At 50.7% G+C, this 18,070-nt stretch carries 17 protein-coding genes and 1 tRNA gene; 5 read left to right on the top strand and 13 right to left on the bottom strand.

Features of this window, described 5'->3' with window-relative positions; genetic code table 11:
* The first annotated feature begins 31 nt into the window (after positions 1-31).
* Positions 32-853 carry a helix-turn-helix transcriptional regulator gene (locus tag DW743_RS00695; RefSeq protein WP_117760557.1) on the top strand — a complete coding sequence of 274 codons (822 nt, stop codon included), beginning with the start codon at positions 32-34 and terminating at the stop codon, positions 851-853.
* Positions 854-932: 79 nt separating this feature from the next.
* Here the strand turns inward: DW743_RS00695 and DW743_RS00690 are convergent, their stop codons facing one another.
* The 3 genes from DW743_RS00690 to DW743_RS00680 are packed head-to-tail and all read right to left on the bottom strand — an operon-like array spanning position 933 to position 3,307.
* Complete coding sequence (locus DW743_RS00690; RefSeq protein WP_022463087.1) at positions 933-2,327, bottom strand: NAD(P)/FAD-dependent oxidoreductase; 1,395 nt, start codon at positions 2,325-2,327, stop codon at positions 933-935.
* A 24-nt stretch (positions 2,328-2,351) separates the two neighbouring features.
* The gene (locus tag DW743_RS00685; RefSeq protein WP_055221292.1) at positions 2,352-2,615 is read right to left on the bottom strand and encodes a hypothetical protein; all 264 of its coding nucleotides are present in this window, start codon (positions 2,613-2,615) and stop codon (positions 2,352-2,354) included.
* A gap of 23 nt (positions 2,616-2,638) precedes the next feature.
* Entirely contained in the window at positions 2,639-3,307 is a 669-nt protein-coding gene (locus tag DW743_RS00680; RefSeq protein ID WP_055221324.1) for an HAD family hydrolase, read from the bottom strand.
* A gap of 174 nt (positions 3,308-3,481) precedes the next feature.
* On the opposite strand from DW743_RS00680, the gene DW743_RS00675 reads away from it, so the two are divergent.
* The 3 genes from DW743_RS00675 to pepF all read left to right on the top strand — a co-directional run bounded on the left by DW743_RS00675 (position 3,482) and on the right by pepF (position 6,703).
* The gene (locus DW743_RS00675; RefSeq protein ID WP_117760558.1) at positions 3,482-4,303 is read left to right on the top strand and encodes a Cof-type HAD-IIB family hydrolase; all 822 of its coding nucleotides are present in this window, start codon (positions 3,482-3,484) and stop codon (positions 4,301-4,303) included.
* Positions 4,304-4,446: 143 nt separating this feature from the next.
* Positions 4,447-4,818, top strand: coding sequence for a hypothetical protein (locus DW743_RS00670; protein ID WP_055267483.1), 372 nt, complete (start codon positions 4,447-4,449; stop codon positions 4,816-4,818).
* An 82-nt stretch (positions 4,819-4,900) separates the two neighbouring features.
* Positions 4,901-6,703: an oligoendopeptidase F gene (gene pepF / locus DW743_RS00665; RefSeq protein ID WP_191892599.1), complete on the top strand. Its 1,803-nt coding sequence runs from the start codon at positions 4,901-4,903 to the stop codon at positions 6,701-6,703.
* A gap of 97 nt (positions 6,704-6,800) precedes the next feature.
* On the opposite strand, the gene pdxR is transcribed toward pepF, so the two are convergent.
* The 3 genes from pdxR to DW743_RS00650 all read right to left on the bottom strand — a co-directional run bounded on the left by pdxR (position 6,801) and on the right by DW743_RS00650 (position 10,608).
* Positions 6,801-8,207 (bottom strand): MocR-like pyridoxine biosynthesis transcription factor PdxR, encoded by a 1,407-nt coding sequence (gene pdxR / locus DW743_RS00660; RefSeq protein ID WP_117760560.1) that lies wholly within the window; start codon positions 8,205-8,207, stop codon positions 6,801-6,803.
* 87 nt (positions 8,208-8,294) lie between these two features.
* Complete coding sequence (locus DW743_RS00655; protein ID WP_022463080.1) at positions 8,295-9,968, bottom strand: glutamine--tRNA ligase/YqeY domain fusion protein; 1,674 nt, start codon at positions 9,966-9,968, stop codon at positions 8,295-8,297.
* Positions 9,969-10,119: 151 nt separating this feature from the next.
* On the bottom strand, positions 10,120-10,608 hold the full coding sequence (locus tag DW743_RS00650) for an Lrp/AsnC family transcriptional regulator (RefSeq protein WP_243004535.1): 489 nt from the start codon (positions 10,606-10,608) through the stop codon (positions 10,120-10,122).
* A gap of 289 nt (positions 10,609-10,897) precedes the next feature.
* On the opposite strand from DW743_RS00650, the gene DW743_RS00645 reads away from it, so the two are divergent.
* Positions 10,898-12,310 carry an aspartate ammonia-lyase gene (locus DW743_RS00645; RefSeq protein WP_117760561.1) on the top strand — a complete coding sequence of 471 codons (1,413 nt, stop codon included), beginning with the start codon at positions 10,898-10,900 and terminating at the stop codon, positions 12,308-12,310.
* A 113-nt stretch (positions 12,311-12,423) separates the two neighbouring features.
* Here the strand turns inward: DW743_RS00645 and DW743_RS00640 are convergent, their stop codons facing one another.
* The 7 genes from DW743_RS00640 to DW743_RS00605 all read right to left on the bottom strand — a co-directional run bounded on the left by DW743_RS00640 (position 12,424) and on the right by DW743_RS00605 (position 17,993).
* Positions 12,424-13,596, bottom strand: coding sequence for an NAD(P)-dependent malic enzyme (locus DW743_RS00640; protein ID WP_117760562.1), 1,173 nt, complete (start codon positions 13,594-13,596; stop codon positions 12,424-12,426).
* A 348-nt stretch (positions 13,597-13,944) separates the two neighbouring features.
* A complete protein-coding gene (locus DW743_RS00635; RefSeq protein ID WP_117760563.1) occupies positions 13,945-15,333 on the bottom strand; it encodes an MATE family efflux transporter in 1,389 nt (462 codons plus the stop codon).
* A gap of 347 nt (positions 15,334-15,680) precedes the next feature.
* Entirely contained in the window at positions 15,681-15,974 is a 294-nt protein-coding gene (locus DW743_RS00625) for an AAA family ATPase (protein WP_117760565.1), read from the bottom strand.
* Positions 15,953-16,549, bottom strand: coding sequence for a chromate transporter (locus tag DW743_RS00620; protein ID WP_117760566.1), 597 nt, complete (start codon positions 16,547-16,549; stop codon positions 15,953-15,955). Before DW743_RS00620 ends, DW743_RS00625 begins: the two co-directional genes overlap by 22 nt.
* Positions 16,546-17,112, bottom strand: coding sequence for a chromate transporter (locus DW743_RS00615; RefSeq protein ID WP_022463073.1), 567 nt, complete (start codon positions 17,110-17,112; stop codon positions 16,546-16,548). The genes DW743_RS00620 and DW743_RS00615 overlap by 4 nt, the downstream gene beginning before the upstream one ends.
* A gap of 36 nt (positions 17,113-17,148) precedes the next feature.
* Entirely contained in the window at positions 17,149-17,787 is a 639-nt protein-coding gene (locus DW743_RS00610; RefSeq protein ID WP_117760567.1) for a hypothetical protein, read from the bottom strand.
* Positions 17,788-17,920: 133 nt separating this feature from the next.
* A tRNA-Thr gene (locus tag DW743_RS00605) sits at positions 17,921-17,993 on the bottom strand.
* Positions 17,994-18,070: the final 77 nt, after the last annotated feature.

Genomic DNA, 18,070 nt, shown 5'->3' with positions numbered 1-18,070 from the left:
AGACTTTTCTTTCAGAAAGGAACTGACTGTTATGCCTATTTTCTTTAAACCATCCGCCTCTGATTTTTCCCTCTCCGCTGACAGCATCGGCAACCGCTGGCTGCAGGAGCCCGTTGTGCGCCCGAACGGATTCCCCTTATATCACTGGATTCAGACGGAACGCGGCGAAGGGCTGCTGACCCTCGAAGGTCAGGAACTTTTGCTGAAACCAGGTGACGGTGTTCTGATTGCTCCGCATGTGCCGCATGAATACCGCGAAAACGACGGCAGGGAGATGTGGTTTACATCCTTTCTGACCTTTGACGGAAAGCTCTCCGATGATCTCTATAAAATCTGTGCCGTCTCGCCGTATCTTTTCGTTCCGGCCTCAGAGGGCGCGTGGTTTCAGGAATGGATTGACCGCATAATCGACTCACACTTTCTGAAAAATGACATCGACGATGCTGCGCTCTCCGTCGGATGCTTTGAGTTCCTGACACGCCTTTCCCAGCTCCGCACCGGCCTTTCCCGGACGGAGCATCCGCTGTATCTCCAGTATGTCCGCCCGGCAATGCAGGAAATCGAAAGTCATCTTTCCGACCCGATCAATGTGGATGATCTCGCGGAACAGCTCCATATCACGCCGCAGTATCTGACACGCCTGTTCCAGCGTTTTGTCGGCAGCTCTGTCCGCTCGTACATCAGCGTTCTGCGCATCAGCCGCGCCAAGGAGCTTCTCATCAGCCGTCCCTACACTACGCTCGACGGCATCGCCGCCCTCTGCGGCTACCGCGATGTCAGCTACTTTATCTCGGTTTTCCGCCAGCAGACCGGGACAACGCCGAAGCAGTTCCGGAAGCTGTACGGCATATAATCTGAAACACCCCTCTTTCCGGCGCCAAAAAAGATCCTCCGTCTCATTTCACAGACGAAGGATCTTTTTTCGTTCTCTCTTATTTCATGCTTTTCAGAATGCTTCTCGCAACCGACAGTCCGTTTGCGCTTGCCTGCTGGAGGCCGCGGGTTACGGATGCGCCGTCGCCGATGGCGCGGAGACCTTTGACGCTGGTGCAGAAGTCTTTGTCTACGACAACTTTGTTGGAATAGAATTTGACTTCTACGCCGTACAGCAGTGTCTCATCGCTGGCGATACCCGGTGTTACTTTGTCGAGGGCTTCGATCATCTCGGCAATGTCGACCATGATACGGTGCGGGAAGACCAGGGAAAGGTCGCCCGGAACGGCATCTTTTAAGGTCGGGATCAGGTTATTGCGGCAGAGACGCTCTTCTGTCGTTCTTCTTCCGCGTTTGAAATCGCCGTACGTCTGAACGAGGATCTTGCCGTCGCAGAGCATGTTGGAAAGCTGTGCGATCTGTTTGCCGTACTCGATCGGGGTTTTAAATGGTTTCGTAAAGTTCTTGGATACCAGGAGGGCAAAGTTCGTGTTGTTTGTCTTGAACTCCTGGGATTTGTAGGCGTGACCGTTTACAACTGCCAGACCGTTTTCATAATACTCAGTTGCCACCTCACCGGACGGGTTCGTACAGAAGGTACGCACTTTGTCGTCAAAAGTCGGGGTATAGTAAACGAGTTTTGCCTCGTACAGGTTCTTGTTCAGGAACTCCATGACCTCGTCGCGGACTTCCACGCGGACACCGATATCGACGGTTCCGACCTCGGTCTCGATGCCGTGGCCGTTGCAGATATGTGAGAACCAGTCGGCTCCCTCGCGGCCTACTGCGGAGACAATCTCATCTGCCTCGTAAACCGTTCCGTCCTCAAGTGTTACAGCTGTCGCACGGCCGTCCTCGATCGTAATATCATTGACCATCGTGTTGAATTTCATCTCCACGCCGATCTCTTTTAAGTGATCCTCGAGGCGGCTGTAAATCTTGTATCCCTCCTCGGTTCCGAGATGGCGGATTGGACATTCGATCAGCTTCAGGTTGGCGTTGATCGCTCTGCGGCGGATCTCACGGATCTCTTTTTCTTTATCGACACCGTAAACATTCTTGTCTGCGCCGAAATCCAGATAGATCTGGTCGGACTCATGGATCAGCTCAACCGTCTTTTCATATCCTAAAATCTCCGGCAGATTTCCACCGACATCCGGGGAAAGAGAAAGCTTTCCGTCGGAGAATGCGCCTGCTCCGGCAAATCCCGTTGTGATCGAGCACGGTTTGCAGTTCACGCATTTTTTCGTTTTTCTCTTTGGACACTGACGGCTCTCGATCGAACGTCCTTTTTCGATCATCAGCACCTTCAGATCCGGTTTTTCTTTCAGCAGTTCATAGGCACAGAAAATACCTGACGGGCCTGCGCCGATAATAATGACATCATATTTCATTCTTTTTTAATTTCCTCTCGTTTTTTATCCCATCACGATCAGATACTGGCCGTCCGGCAGGGCAAAGACTTCGCTCTGCTCTTCTAATTCTGCATCCGACATTTCTTCCACGTCCATGCCCTCTTCTTCCATGTAGGCGCGCACGTCGTCCAGATTGTCGGCAACGACTGCAAGGCAGTCCTCCAGAAAGGCCTCTGCCTCATCGTAATTTTCAGCCACCGGCTCGTCGAATAACTGGCCCTGATTCATTAAAAATGTGTTGATGCATTCTTCAGTATATTCTCCCATTCTGGTTTTCTCCTCTGTTCGTTTTATTTTTCCTGATTCTTTCTGTGAAAAAGCGTTAAGATTTCCTCCGGCCGGTCGAGCAGCTCCATCGCATGGTTGTCGATCAGCTCCTGGCGCGGGCGGAATCCCCACGTCACACCAACGGTAAACATGCCTGCGGCGTTTCCGGTCTGCATATCCGTATTGGTATCGCCAAAGTACAGGCACTCTTCCGGTCTGGCGCCGAGTGCGTCTGCAATCGCGAGCGCACCGATCGGAGACGGCTTTCTCGGGATTTCTGCGGTCTGCCCCTGAATCCGGTTGAAAAAGCCCGGTCCGTACACGCTCTCCACGACGTGGATGGCCGCCTCGTGCGGCTTGTTGGAACATACGGCAATCGGAACTTCTTCCCGCAGCGCGGTCAGGGTTTCCCGCATATTAGGATACGGTTTTACGTGATACAGCGGGTCCTCGTTGAACCACGCGCGGCCAAGGCGGATGCCCTCCTGCAGATAGTTGAGCTCTGCATCTCCGGCGTCTTTTAAAGCGCGCTCCACTGCCAGATCGAAACCGTCTCCGGCGTAAAAGTTGAAGGCTTCTACCGGGCGCGGCACAAGTCCAAAATGTTCCAGAACGCGGTTGACTGCGTGCGCAATCGACTCTACAGTGTCTGCGATGGTGCCGTCCAGGTCAAAGATACAAGCTTTTATCATATTCTGACTTCCCTTCTTTGTCTCTTTTGTTCTTCGATTTTCTTTCTTCTCTCTCTTCTTGTCCGCAATCATTATATCCTGTATTTTTTCCCTGCGCAACCATATTTTCTTTTCCGGCACTTTATGCTAAAATGAAACTGTTTTTCAGATTCTTGGAAAGGAAAAAAAGAGAATATGAATCAGACTGTGAAAATATTTTTTACCGATATGGATGATACCCTGCTGAATTCCGAAAAGCAGGTGACAAAAGAAAACATGGATGCCATTTCAGAGGCACTTGCTGCCGGCCACAAAATTGTGTTCAACACCGGCCGCCCGCTCTCCGGCTTTCTGCCGATCTTAAAAGAGCTCGGACTCGACCGCGAAGGCTGCTATGCCATCGCATTCAACGGCGGACTGATTTACGACTGCGCGGCAAAGAAAACGCTGTACCGCCGCACGATTCCGCTCGAATATGCACGCGTGATCTTTGAAAAAACGCAGGAGGCAGGCCTCTACTGCCACACCTACTCCGACACCTCCCTTCTCTGCCGCCATGCAGGCGAGGAAACGCGCGTTTACACACAGGCAATCCACATTCCCGTCGTGGAAGATCCGCTTCTGCCGGAGCACCTCGCCGAGGAACCATGCAAGATGATCGTGATTGATCTCCACGACCGTGCAAAAATGGACGCTTACCGCGCTGCCATGGAGCCGTGGTCAAAAGGAAAAATTTCGATGTTCTACTCCAGCCCGCATTACCTCGAGCATGTCCCGGAACACGTTTCCAAGGGCCATGCCGTGAAAAAACTCTGCGAGCTTCTTCAGATTCCGCTTGCCAACACCGTGGCTGCCGGAGATCAGGAAAATGATATTTCGATGATCGAGGCCGCTGCCGTCGGTGCCGCCATGAAAAATGCGACCGATGCCGTAAAGGCGAGTGCCGATTATATCACGGAAAACGACTGCAATCACAGCGGCGTGGCGGAGATTCTTCGTAAGTTTATCCTTGCCTGATTCTGTTTCTGTGTCAGGAAACCTTCTTTTTCTTGTTTTCTTTGGCACTTTTTCCGAATTCTGTAAGATTTTACTTTCTTTTTTGTTGAAACTGTATTACAATAGTTTCAAAGGACGGCATTTGAAAGGAGACTTGAATCGAGATGTCACGAAAATCAAAACGTATTCTGCTTACTCTGGCTTCTGCCGCTGTCGGCGCAGCCTGCGGTGCGGCAGTCTATTTTATCCGGAAAGGAAAAGCAGATCTTGAAACAGATTTTGACGATTTTAAAGACGAATTTGAAGAGGAAGAGCCTGCTCCTGCTGAACGTACTTATACGACCCTTCCGAAAACGAAAGGTGCGGAGGATGCTGCACCGGATCCGGAATCTGCAGCTTGCAATAAAGGTTCCGAAACAGCTGATACAGAAGCTGAAAGCGAAACCGCAGAGTCCGAAGAAGAAGACGCTGAAAAAGAAAGCTGTGCGGATCGTGAAGTTTCTCCACAGGAAGAAAGCGAAGTAACCACAGAATAAAACCCAAAAACAGAATATAGAAACATAAGGAAGTAATTCCTGGGGAGGGAAACCTCCCCTTTTTTATGGAAAGGAGATTGTTATGGAACTTGCAAAACGCGATGACGTTCCTGTAGAACTTACCTGGGACCTGTCTTTAATTTATCCAACCGAGGAGGCCATGCTGGCTGATGCGCAGAAAATGAAAGAATTAAGTCTTTCTATGGAAGCATCCTACAAAGGAAACCTCACCGATGCAGCCACGATCAACCACTGCCTCGACGATTACCAGGAGGTCTACCGTCTGATCACACTGACCGCCAACTACTGCGATCTCGCCGTCTCTGTCGACTATTACAACAGTGCAAACCAGACGCGCAACGACCGCATCAACAGCCTGATCTCTGAGATTTTCAGCCGTCTCACCTTTATCGATAGCGAGCTTTCCGAACAGTCCGAGGATGTTTTGAACGAGGCCATGCAGCAGTCAGATACGAACCGCTGCTATCTCGCCGAGATTCTCCGCAACAAGGCACACCGCCTGAGCCCGGAAACCGAGCGTGCCATTTCCGCTCTGTCCCAGACCTTCTCGGCTCCGTACCAGATCTACAACATGGCAAAGCTTGCCGATATGAAATTTGATTCTTTCACCGTAAACGGAAAAGAATATCCGCTCGGCTACTCCCTGTTTGAGGATAATTACGAGTACGAAAAAGACACCGATATCCGCCGCAGTGCATTCTCCGCCTTTTCTGCAAAAATCAGACAGTACGAAAATGTAACGGCAGCTGCTTACAATGCCCAGCTGCAGACAGAAAAGACCATGGCCACGCTGCGCGGCTTCGATTCCGTCATCGATTCTCTGCTGTTCCCGCAGCAGGTCAGCCGTGAGCTGTACAACCGCCAGATCGATCTCATCACCACCCGCCTGGCTCCGCATATGCGCAAATATGCCCGCCTGCTGAAAAAGGTCCACAACCTTGACCGCATGACCTTCGCCGATCTGAAAATCGCCGTCGACCCGGAGTACGATCCGTCTGTCACGATCGAGGAATCAAAACAGTACATCGAAAAAGGTCTTGCCATTCTCGGTGATGATTACGTTTCCATGATTCAGGAGGCCTACAAAAAACGCTGGGTTGACTTTGCACAGAACCAGGGAAAATCCACCGGCGGCTTCTGTGCCAGCCCGTACGGAAAAGGTTCCTTTATTCTCTTAAGCTGGAATAACCGCATGGCAGATGTTTTCACGCTGGCGCATGAACTCGGCCACGCCGGCCATTTCCGTCTCTGCAACGGCGCACAGGCGATTCTCGATACCGAGGTTTCCTCTTATTTTGTCGAGGCGCCGTCTACCATGAACGAGCTTCTTATGGCTCATTATCTGCTGAAAACGACCCCGGACAAACGGTTCCGCCGCTGGGTTTTAAGCTGTATGATCAGCAACACATATTATCATAACTTCGTCACCCATCTGATGGAGGCTGCTTACCAGCGCGAGGTTTACAAGCCCATCGATGCCGGCGACAGCGTACAGGCTGAGACGTTAAGCAGCATTATGAAAGAGACCCTGCAGAAGTTCTGGGGCGATGATGTGGAAATTTCCGATGACGCAGCGCTCACCTGGATGCGCCAGCCGCATTACTATATGGGACTTTACTCCTACACCTACAGCGCCGGACTGACCGTTGCCACACAGGTCTGCAGGCGCATCGAAACCGAAGGCCAGACCGCTGTCGATGACTGGAAAAAGGTACTGACCGCCGGAAGCACGAAGACACCGGAAGAGCTGGCAAAAATGGCCGGCGTTGATATCTCGACGGATGCACCGCTTCTCGATACGATCGAGACGATTGGATCGATCATCGATGAGATCTGCGAGCTGACCGAAGAGCTGGGCTGCTGATCCTGTCCGCATTGTAACTCTCTATCAAACAGTAAAAACGGATTGTTCCGTCAGTTTTTGTTACTGACGAAGCAATCCGTTTTTTTCATATCTTTTTTCACGCATTCCAGCACTTTTTCAGAATCGCAGCTGCCTCTGCAATCTCCTCCTCAGAAAGCCCGGCGTACCCAAGCAGCACTGTGCCGCCCTGTGCGGGATCTGCGGCAGCGCCGATGCAGTACCGTTCCAGCCCGTACACGCGCACGCCATCCTCTTTTGCCCGCTGCACCGCCTCCGCTTCGGAGAGTCCTCTCGGCAGGTGGACCAGCACATGGACGCCCGCATTCTCGCCGGACACCGTGTACTCCCGCCCAAACTCCTTCAGAAGCCGGATCAGCAGGTCGTGTTTCCCTTTATACTGTGCACGCATCCGGTTCAGATGGCGCTCGAACGCGCCGCTCCGCATAAACCCTTCCAGAATCTTCTGGTCCGTCTTCGAAACTGTCGCGGAAAAGCATCTTCCGTTCTCCTCGTAGGCAGGCAGCAGCGTCTCCGGCAGCACCATGTAGCTGATGCGGATGGACGGCGCAATCGCCCGCGAAAACGTTCCAAGATAGATCACTTTTCCCTCTGTGTCATTGCCCTGCAGTGCCGGGATCGGGCGGCCCTTGTAGCGGAATTCACTGTCGTAATCATCCTCAATCAGATACCGCCCATTTTCCCTCGATGCCCACACAAGGAGCTGCATCCGCCGCTTCATCGGCATGACCATGCCCATCGGGAACTGGTGCGACGGCATGATGTACGCCAGATCCGCCCCGCTTTTTTCCAGCTCCGCCGGCCGCATGCCCGCTTCGTCCATCGAAATCGTACACATCGCATAGCCGAGCTTCGCAAAACAGCGGTAGGCACTGATGTAGGTCGGATTTTCCATCGCCACTTTATGGCCACGCCCTAAGATCACCGAAAGCAGCATCAGCAGATAATCATTTCCCGCTCCGACGATGATCTGCTCCGTGCGGCAGTTCACGCCGCGTGCGTGGTGCAGATAGTCGCGGATTGCCTCCCGAAGACCGTGCTCGCCCTTCGCATCCCCGAGCTGGAACAGGCTGTCATCTGCGTCCAGCAGGACTTCTTTCGAGATCTTCTTCCAGCTGTTCTGCGGAAATCCGCCCGGCGCCGTACCGGTCACGGCAAAATCGTAGCGGAACGGCATCTGTTCCGCGGTATCATCCTCTTTTGTCTCCTCTTTCTTTTCATCGAGGCGGTACAGCCCCTCAATCTCACAGACAAAGTAGCCTTTGCACGGCACACTCTCCAGATACCCTTCGGATACCAGCTGCTCATACGCCAGATCCACGGTACTCCGGCTCACCGACAGATAGCCCGAAAGCGCCCGCGCCGACGGCAGCCGCTCCCCTGCACGGATCCGTCCGCCGCGGATTTCCTCGCGGATAAAACCGTAGATCTGCTCATAGAGCGGTGTCTTCCGATGCGGATCCAGCGAAATCGTCAATTCATTCATCTTCCCATCTCCCCTGACAAAAAGAACAGCCGCTTGGGATGTCGGTTTCATCCAGGCGGCTGCTCTGTTCCATTTCAAAATTCTTATTTATTTCGCTGCCGGTAGCTTGAAAGAGCTCTTCAGGGATACGATACGGTTGAACACCAGCGCATCCTCTTTGGAATCTTTTGCGTCTACACAGAAGAATCCGTTTCTGACAAACTGGAAGCTGTCATATGCTTTCGCATCTTTTAAAGACGGCTCCAGATAGCACTCTTTTAATACGGTCAGGGAATTCGGATTCAGGTTCATGGAACCATCCTCGTTGTAAACGCCCTTCTCCTCGTCGATCAGGTTTTCGTACAGACGGCACTCTGCTTTGACGGCGGTCTTTGCTGCTACCCAGTGGATTGTTCCTTTTACTTTTCTTCCGTCCGGGGAATTTCCTCCCTTGGACTCCGGATCGTACGTTCCATGGATTACGGTAATATTTCCGTTCTCGTCTTTCTCGCATCCGGTGCAGGTGACGAAGTATGCGTTCATCAGGCGGACTTCATTGCCCGGGAACATACGGAAGTATTTGCGGACCGGCTCCTCCATGAAGTCTTCGCGCTCGATGTACAGTTCTCTTCCGAACGGTACCTGACGGCTGCCAAGCTCCGGATTCTCGAGGTTATTCTGTACTTCCAGCATCTCAATCTGGTCTTCCGGATAGTTGTCGATGACAAGTTTCACCGGATTTAAGACTGCCATGGTACGGGCTTTTTTCAGCTTCAGATCCTCGCGGATGCAGTACTCCAGCATCGCATAGTCAACGGAGCTGTTTGCTTTTGATACACCGCACAGATCTACGAATTTCTTGATGGACTCCGGTGTAAAGCCTCTGCGGCGGAGTGCTGCGATGGATACGAGACGCGGGTCATCCCAGCCGTCTACCACGCCGTCCTCTACCAGCTTTTTGATGTAACGTTTTCCGGTAACCACGTTAGTCAGATACAGCTTTGCAAACTCAATCTGGCGCGGCGGCATCGGATATTCCAGCTCGCGTACAACCCAGTCGTACAGCGGACGGTGGTCCTCAAACTCCAGCGTACAGATAGAATGGGTAATGCCTTCGATGGCGTCCTCGATCGGATGCGCGAAGTCGTACATCGGGTAGATGCACCAAGTATCGCCGGTTCTGTGGTGATGCATATGGGCTACACGGTAGATAACCGGGTCTCTCATGTTGATGTTCGGTGATGCCATATCGATTTTCGCACGGAGTACTTTGCTTCCGTCCTCGAATTCGCCGTTTTTCATGCGCTCGAACAGGTCCAGGTTTTCCTCTACGGAACGATTGCGGTACGGGCTCTCTTTTCCAGGCTCGGTTAAGGTTCCGCGGTACTCACGGATCTCCTCTGCGGACAGATCGCAGACGAATGCTTTTCCTTTTTTGATCAGTTTTACGGCTGCCTCATACATCTGTGGGAAATAATCGGATGCGTAGTACAGATGATCTTTCCAGTCTGCACCAAGCCACTGGATATCGGCTTTGATGGAATCAACAAACTCGGTTTTCTCTTTCGTCGGGTTTGTATCATCGAAACGCATGTGGAACTCTCCGTTGTACTCCTGTGATAAACCGTAGTTTAACAGGATGGATTTTGCATGTCCGATATGAAGATAGCCGTTTGGCTCCGGCGGGAATCGTGTGCAGACATGGTCGTAAACGCCCTCTGCCAGATCTTTGTCAATCGCAAGCTCGATAAAATTTTTGGAAACAACTTCTTTTTCTTCCATAATAAGGTCAGGCCTCCCTCGAATCTTTTCGTTTGGAGCACTGCCCCGAAAAGGGCGCAAAATGCTCTGTGTATTCTATCACTATAACACAAAAGCATTCTCCTGCAAAGCATTTTTTTCGGTACACAAAGCCGCCGGAGCGGACCGGTGCCTATTCTTTTGCCTCGTGTGCGGTCACCTGGCGGTGCTCCACGGAGGTCGAGAACACGATCTGCGTCCGCGTCCGTCCAAAATGCTGCAGCTCGCCGATAAACTGGTCGAGCTCAATGGTACTAACAAAAAGGCCCTCAATGAGCATGGAGTAATCACCGGTAACGCAATTACATTCCACGACATTGTGGACCTTTTCAATATAGGGATAAAATTCTTTTTTCTGAACCGGCTCAACCTCGAGGTTGATGAACGCTTTGATCGGATATCCCAAAAGCGCCGGATTTAATTTGACCTGATATCCTGTAATGTAGCCTTCCTTCTCCAGCCGCTCAATTCTGGCGGAAACTGCCGGGGAGGATAAAAATACGTGTTCCGCGATTTCTTTCAGCGGCATCCTGGCGTTTTCCCGAAGAAGATTCAGGATTTTTGCATCGATGTGATCGAGCTCATGGCGCATCGCATCGTTCTTGCTTTTTTCATGTTTCATACGCTGCTCTCCTGTTTTTTCACTTTTATACTGTTCAGCATATCACGTTCGCCGTTTTTTGTCTACGAAAACGTGTCCTCGCGGAAACTGCTTTCGAAAAATAAGTAAAAGTGCCTCTTTCCCTTGGTATTTAAAATCAAATGCAAAAATAAATAAAATTCCACAGTTCTTCGGCGGCGGTATTTACAAATTTCTGCCCTGGTGTTATTCTTCCGGTATCGAAAGGCAAAGCAAGAATTGTTTCAGACAATATACACAACTCAATGCGTGCAGAAAGAAGGAGATTATTATGAAAACAAGAATTGAAGCAGATTCCATTGGTTCCCTTGAAGTCCCCTCCGACGCCTACTACGGGGTACAGTCCCTGCGGGCAAAACGGAATTTCCCCATCACGGGAACGCCGATCCACCCGGTCATGATCCAGAATCTGGCGAAAATTAAAAAGGCAGCTGCCATCTCCAACCGCGAAGCACAGAGACTGCCGGAGGAAAAAGCGGCTGCCATTATCTATGCCTGTGATGAAATCATTGCCGGCAAATTAAAAGACCAGTTCATCGTTGACGGCATCCAGGGCGGCGCCGGAACGAGTGCTAATATGAACGCAAACGAAGTCATCGCAAACCGCGCCATCGAAATCCTGGGCGGCGCCAAGGGTGATTATACCATTGTCCACCCGAATGACCACGTCAACATGGCACAGTCCACAAACGACGTTATCCCAAGTGCAGGAAAACTGACCGTGCTCGATCTGCTCCCGGATCTTCTGCATGCGCTCGAGTCACTCCACGCAGCACTGCTCGATAAGTCCCAGGAATTTGACCACATTTTAAAGATGGGAAGAACCCAGCTTGAGGACGCTGTTCCGATGCGTCTCGGCCAGAGCTTCCACGCTTACGCAACGATGATCGAGCGTGATATCCGCCGGATCGAACGCGCCAGAAAAGAGCTGTTCACCCTGAACCTCGGCGGAACAGCCATCGGTACGACGATCAATGCTTCCGATTACTATCTCCACCACATCGTGCCGACCCTCGCTGCTGTGACAGGCTATCCGCTGATGCAGGCGGACGATCTGTTTGACGCGACGGAGAACCTCGACGGATTTGTGACGATCTCCAACACGTTAAAGACCTGCGCCGTCAACCTCTCCAAGATGTGCAACGACCTGCGCCTGCTGTCCAGCGGACCGCGAACCGGATTCGGCGAGATCAACCTGCCGCCGATGCAGAACGGATCCTCGATTATGCCGGGCAAGATCAACCCGGTGATCCCGGAGGTTGTGACACAGGTTGCCTTCCATGTCATCGGAAACGACACCACAATCACGATGGCGGCTGAGGCTGGCCAGATGGAGTTGAACGCGTTTGAGCCGGTTGTCTTCTACTCCCTGTTCTCTTCCATCACCTCGATGACAGGCGCTGTGAATACGCTTGTGAAGAACTGTATTCTCGGCATTACCGCAAATGAGAAACGGTGCGAGGATCTCGTTTCGAAGAGTGTCGGCATCACAACGGCGCTCTGCCCGTATATCGGATACCAGAAAGCGGCCTCGATTGCAAAGAAATCGCTGAAGACGGGCGAGAGTGTTACTTCTCTGGTTCTGAAAGACGAACTGCTGACACAGAAACAGCTCGACGACATTCTCGATCCGTACGCTCTGACCGGACCGGAACTGCCGGCTGAAGACGATCTGGCTGGCTGAATGTAACTGCTGCTTTCCTTCATAATTTCTTAACGATACGCAAAAAGGCTTCCCGGATTTCCTTGCTGTCCGGGAAGCCTTTTTCTGTCGTTTTCTTTTGTATCAAACTCTGTTTAAATTCTCGCTACGCCGCTCTTTCTTGCTGCCTCTGCAACGGCTGCTGCCACCGCATCTTTGACACGCGGATCAAAGGCTGCCGGGAGGATGTAGTCTGCGTTCAGCTCTTCATCGCTTACCAGGCCTGCGATTGCGTAAGCTGCTGCGACCTTCATCTCATCGTTGATGTCGGATGCGCGCACGTCGAGCGCTCCGCGGAAGATACCAGGGAAGCACAGTACGTTGTTCACCTGGTTCGGATAATCGCTTCTTCCGGTGCTGACAACGGCTGCTCCTGCTGCTTTCGCCTCGTCCGGGAAAATCTCCGGCGTCGGATTTGCGCAGGCAAAGATGATCGGATCTTTTGCCATCGTACGTACCATATCGGGAGTGAGCGTACCCGGCGCAGAAACGCCAATAAAAATATCGGCTCCTTTGATTACCTCTGCAAGCGTGCCCTTCTCATGGTTGTAGTTTGTGATCTTCGCCATCTCCTCTTTGATCGGGTTGAGGCCGTCGCGTCCCTCGTAAATCGCACCTTTGCGGTCTGTCATGATGACGTTTTTGAGACCCATCGAAATCAGCAGGCGGATAATGGCGATTCCGGCTGCACCGGCTCCTGAGGTAACAATTTTGACTTCATCCAGTTTCTTTCCAACCAGTTTCAGCGCATTGATGACACCGGCCAGTGTGATCACGGCTGTTCCATGCTGATCATCGTGGAAAATCGGAATATCACAGCATTCCTTTAATTTCTTCTCGATCTCAAAACATCTCGGTGCGGAGATGTCCTCCAGGTTGACACCGCCGAAGCTTCCTGCGAAAAGACGCACGGTATTGACAATATCATCCACATCCTTGCTGCGCACGCAGAGCGGGATTGCATCGACACCACCGAATTCTTTAAACAGCACGCATTTTCCTTCCATGACCGGCATGCCGGCCTCCGGGCCGATATCTCCAAGTCCGAGAACTGCGGTTCCATCTGTAACAACAGCTACCGTGTTCCATCTTCTGGTCAGCTCGTAGCTCTTGTTGACATCTTTCTGAATTTCCAGGCACGGCGCCGCCACACCCGGTGTATAGGCAAGACTCAAGGCATCTTTTGTATCTACGGCCGCCCGGGAAGTGACCTCAAGCTTTCCGCGTAATTCATAGTGCATCTTTAATGATTCTTTTGCGTAATCCATCGCTTTTTTCCTCCATTTCATGTGTGACTGCGTCTCATTAATAATAGGAAGAGAGATTCACGCGTCACACGGGATGTCTGTTCGCTGCACCCCTATTATAACAAGCGTTCTCTAAATTTCAACCGGTGTTTTGATTAATGAAAAAATTTCCACTTTTCCACCAAAAACAGCTGCTTCATTTGCGAAATTTTATCAAAAATACTCTTTTTCTTTCTCTCAGCCGCAGTCCGATCCTGCCCGGAGGGCTTTTTTTGCTTTACAGTAAAATTCAACAAAGTTTTTTATAAAGCAAAAAATCTGCCCGCCTCCCATCCTTTTCAGACTGGAAAACAGACAGATTTTTTTTCTTTACTCCGCCACAATATTCTGCAGCCAGACTCCTTTCTTGACAAGGACAAATCCAATCACGCACTTGATCAGGTCAACCGACATAACCATAAAGTAGATTGCGTAGATCGAAAGTCCGGTAAAACGGCTCAGGCAGAAAGCCACCGGCACACTGACAACCCAGATGAAGACGCTGTCGAACAGGAACGTGATGATCGTTTTTCCACCGGAGCGCAGGGTAAAGTAGCTTGCATGCAGGAATGCATTGACCGGCATGAACATGGCCACTTCCACGATGAAGATTGCCGCCATGTGGCGTACTTCGTCCGTCGTGTTGTAGAGGCGTGGGAAGATTGGAGCCACGAGCGCCATCAGCGCGCCGATCACAATGCAGAGTAATACGGAAAACGTGATCAGCTTCGTATCGGTATCCTTTGCCTCTTCCATCCTTCCGGCTCCGAGGAGCTGTCCGACGATGATGGCAACGGAATCGCCGAGTGCGATGAAAACGACGTTGAACAGGTTCGAGATCGTGTTGGAGATATTCATCGCGGCTACGACATTCAGTCCACGCACGGAGTAACACTGCATCAGGATCGCAACGCCGCCTGCCCAGAACGTTTCGTTCAGCATCAGCGGTGTTCCTTTGATAAGGATCTGTTTCGTCAAAGCCGCCGGAACACGGATCGTGCGGTACAGATGCTTCGTAAAACGATATTTTTCTTTGTTTCCGTGCGTGCGGATCAGCACGATCGCCATCTCCACGTAACGGGACAGCACCGTTGCAACTGCCGCGCCGACAACTCCGAGCTGCGGTGCGCCGAATTTTCCGTAGATTAAAATATAATTAAAAATCAGATTGACAAATACGGCTGTGATACCGGCCTTCATCGGAAGCATCGTCTCGCCGCATTCGCGCAGCGTGCTGGCATAAAGCTGCACAAACAGGAACGGCGGAAGTCCTACCAGCATGACCTTCATATAAGAAATGCCATAGGCTAATGTCGCATTCATGTCCTGGCTTCCCTGATCTCCTGTCAGGTAGAGACGAATCAGAGGCTCGTGCGCACCAAGGAAAATAGTGATTGCCGCTGCCGTCAGGATCACGCCGATCCAGAGCTTGAAGCGGAAGGTGTTTCGCACACCCTCGTCGTTGCCCTGTCCGAAATACTGCGCAGTGAAGATTCCTGCGCCAGACACGCCTCCAAAGATACAGAGGTTATAGATAAAAAGAAGCTGATTGACGATCGCAACACCGGACATCTGCTCGGTGCCGACCTGTCCTACCATGATGTTGTCGAGAAGGCTGACAAAGTTGGTGATACCGTTCTGAATCATAATCGGCATCGCAACGCCAAGCACCATCAGGTAAAACCGTTTGTCCCCAATAAATTTTCTGTGTTTCTGCATGGTTTCCCCCTTTTCTTGCTGTGTAAAATAAATGACATAAATCGGAGCCTTTCTGGATTTCTCCAGGCAGGCCCCGAACAGTAATGCTTATTATACACGATTCATGTTTAGAAAGAAAGATCCTTTTTATCTTTTTTCTGGCTTTTTTTGACATTTTAATTTCAGAGTATTAAACAGCCTCAACGATAAGATAAACATAACTCCCCATATTACCCATGCCGCAAAGCACCCAATTCCCTGATGGCGGATATCTACCATTATTCCAATAATAAAAGGAAGTGACATAAACATAATTACTGCCATTATAAAATCAAAAATAATGTATAACACTATGTTTACCTTCCCTATTAAGAATCTGCTGTTTGATATTCATCCTGTATTTTCTGATTTGCCGCCTGACCAATATTAAGCTTTTCAAACATTTCTTCTGTATCCAGACTTCTGCTGTAGTACGCAGTCATCATATCCGCTGTGATCGATTTTCCAAATCTTCTGGGGCGGCTGTTGCAGATAAACTTCGATGTTGTGTCAATCACACTGTTGGTGTATTCCAGCAATCCTGTTTTATCGATATATATTTTTGAGTTTAATACGTCCTGAAAAGCATTCACCTTTGAATTTAAAAAATCGTCCCACAGCATGCCGCAAATTTTTCCACCAGCGCCACTGCCACCTTCATCACCCCGGCCAGTACCATCACAAAGATTGGGTTCTTTTTGCCTTTCTGCAGCAGGATGAGGCTGATGATAAAGATCACGACAAGACTCCAGTTCGTCTGCGCCAGCCGGATCACGGTATCTCCTTCACTGCTCCAAAACGCCGTGACCAGAATTGAAATCCCTGCGGAACCGATCATCGCCACAACCGCCGGGCGGAGGGAGCGGAGGATTCCCTGGAGCATTGCCATTTCGCGGTATTTTAAATATAGCTTCGCAAGCAGTGTGACGAGAATACACGACGGCAGAATACATCCAAACGTTGCCACGAGCGCTCCTGGGATGCCTGCGATTTTAATTCCGACGAAGGTTGCCGAATTGACTGCGATCGGCCCCGGTGTCATCTGAGAGATGGTGATAAGATCCGTAAACTCCGACATCGAAAGCCAGCCGTGTCCCTGCACCACCTGTCCCTGAATCAGCGGCATGGCCGCATAGCCTCCGCCGAAGCTGAGCAGGCCGATCTGGAAAAAGCTTAAAAATAGCTGAAAATAAATCATTTCGCACCCCTCCGTTTCGCCAGAATCGTCCGCACCGCACCGATGGCACCGCAGACCAGTACAATATAAATCACGTTGACCTTGAAAAAACAGGCTGCTGCAAACGCACAGACAAGAATCACCAGCGACAGCGGATCTTTTTCTTTCACAACCCCGGCTCCCATCTCATACGTCACGGATGCAATCACGGCTCCGACGCCTGCCTGCATTCCTTCGAGCATCTGGCTCACGAAAAAATTATCCCGGAACGCCTGATAGCAGACCGAAATCACAGAGATAATCAGAAACGGCGGAATAATCGTTCCAATAATCGAAACCAGCACACCAATCATCCCCGCCAGTTTATACCCGACAACAATCGCCCCATTCACCGCAATCGGCCCCGGCGATGACTGCGCAATCGCCACCAGATCGAGCATCTCATTCTCCTCTATCCAGTGGTACTCATCCACAAATTTCTTCTTCATCAGCGTCACAATCACATAACCGCCGCCGAACGTAAATGCACTCAGATACAGCGTGGAAAGGAACAGTTTTTGCAGTACCTTACTTTTTGACTCCATTGTTTTCTTCACCTCATTTTTTCTGTTGTACCTATTCTACCATCTTTGGCACCAAAAAGCGACCCACTTGTTTTCACAAATAAGTCGCTCTTCTCGTTTTCCTATCTTATTTCTCTGCACACAGCTCCACAAACACCTGCACTGCCTCGTTTGCATTGCCGTACACGCCTGCTCCAATGCCGCGCGGATGGAATCCGGCACGCTGCCGTCGTTGATGAAACTTGCCTCAATACTTTTTGCATCCCGAAACCCCGCATACCACTCGCCGGTTCCATTTTCTGCCACCGACGGCAGGCCTTTAATACTGGCCATCTCGTCGATCTCTTTTTCCTGCATCATAAAGCGCAGAAACTCAACCGCGATCTCTTTCTCTTCGCTGTCTTTGTTGACCGAAAATCCATACCACGGCTGCTGGTACGCGTAAGCGCCCTTGTCCCCGAGCGGTGCGTATAAGAATTCGTATTCAAACGGATTTGCGCTGAATGTCTCCGATTTGGATTCTCTCTTTTTCATGCCGCTGACCAGCAGAACAATGCTCCAGTCCGTTACCTCAGACTCAATATCTGCAACGGGCACATAGCCCAGCATATCCAGATCTGTTCCGGCAATGTTCGAATAATAGAAATAACAGTCCTGTCCTTTGGAATCCTTATATTCGAGCTTTCTTTCCCCCAAGCGAATGACGCATCTTCTTTTTCCCTCACAATCATAACTGTACCTTTTGTAATAGTGTCTTTTTCTTCCTGCCCATCTCCTGCTGTTTTTTATATAACGAAAAGATCCCGGTTTCCCGGGATCTTTCTTAGTAAGCTGATGACGGGAATCGAACCCGTGACCTCCGCCTTACCAAGGCGACGCTCTACCGACTGAGCCACATCAGCACTCGCAAGTTGTTTTGTTTTTTTTGTTAGCTCCTTGCTACATTTGGTATTCTATCAAAACTATAGTGAATTGTCAA

Origin of the sequence: Blautia sp. AM28-27, assembly GCF_003480905.1 — a bacterium.
GTDB lineage: Bacteria > Bacillota > Clostridia > Lachnospirales > Lachnospiraceae > Fusicatenibacter > Fusicatenibacter saccharivorans.
The sequence above is the reverse complement of the archived record's forward strand: the minus strand, read 5'-3'. Positions and strand labels throughout refer to the sequence as shown.

What these genes read in the sequence shown, in the direction of transcription:
- DW743_RS00685 (WP_055221292.1), bottom strand. Translation starts at nt 2,615, where the DNA reads ATGGGAGAATATACTGAAGAATGCATCAACACATTTTTAATGAATCAG.
- pdxR (WP_117760560.1), bottom strand. Translation starts at nt 8,207, where the DNA reads ATGAATGAATTGACGATTTCGCTGGATCCGCATCGGAAGACACCGCTC.
- DW743_RS00640 (WP_117760562.1), bottom strand. Translation starts at nt 13,596, where the DNA reads ATGGATTACGCAAAAGAATCATTAAAGATGCACTATGAATTACGCGGA.
- DW743_RS00675 (WP_117760558.1), top strand. Translation starts at nt 3,482, where the DNA reads ATGAATCAGACTGTGAAAATATTTTTTACCGATATGGATGATACCCTG.
- DW743_RS00625 (WP_117760565.1), bottom strand. Translation starts at nt 15,974, where the DNA reads ATGCTGTGGGACGATTTTTTAAATTCAAAGGTGAATGCTTTTCAGGAC.
- DW743_RS00695 (WP_117760557.1), top strand. Translation starts at nt 32, where the DNA reads ATGCCTATTTTCTTTAAACCATCCGCCTCTGATTTTTCCCTCTCCGCT.
- DW743_RS00680 (WP_055221324.1), bottom strand. Translation starts at nt 3,307, where the DNA reads ATGATAAAAGCTTGTATCTTTGACCTGGACGGCACCATCGCAGACACT.
- DW743_RS00615 (WP_022463073.1), bottom strand. Translation starts at nt 17,112, where the DNA reads ATGGAGTCAAAAAGTAAGGTACTGCAAAAACTGTTCCTTTCCACGCTG.
- DW743_RS00635 (WP_117760563.1), bottom strand. Translation starts at nt 15,333, where the DNA reads ATGCAGAAACACAGAAAATTTATTGGGGACAAACGGTTTTACCTGATG.
- pepF (WP_191892599.1), top strand. Translation starts at nt 4,901, where the DNA reads ATGGAACTTGCAAAACGCGATGACGTTCCTGTAGAACTTACCTGGGAC.
- DW743_RS00690 (WP_022463087.1), bottom strand. Translation starts at nt 2,327, where the DNA reads ATGAAATATGATGTCATTATTATCGGCGCAGGCCCGTCAGGTATTTTC.
- DW743_RS00655 (WP_022463080.1), bottom strand. Translation starts at nt 9,968, where the DNA reads ATGGAAGAAAAAGAAGTTGTTTCCAAAAATTTTATCGAGCTTGCGATT.
- DW743_RS00620 (WP_117760566.1), bottom strand. Translation starts at nt 16,549, where the DNA reads ATGATTTATTTTCAGCTATTTTTAAGCTTTTTCCAGATCGGCCTGCTC.
- DW743_RS00650 (WP_243004535.1), bottom strand. Translation starts at nt 10,608, where the DNA reads ATGAAACATGAAAAAAGCAAGAACGATGCGATGCGCCATGAGCTCGAT.
- DW743_RS00645 (WP_117760561.1), top strand. Translation starts at nt 10,898, where the DNA reads ATGAAAACAAGAATTGAAGCAGATTCCATTGGTTCCCTTGAAGTCCCC.
- DW743_RS00670 (WP_055267483.1), top strand. Translation starts at nt 4,447, where the DNA reads ATGTCACGAAAATCAAAACGTATTCTGCTTACTCTGGCTTCTGCCGCT.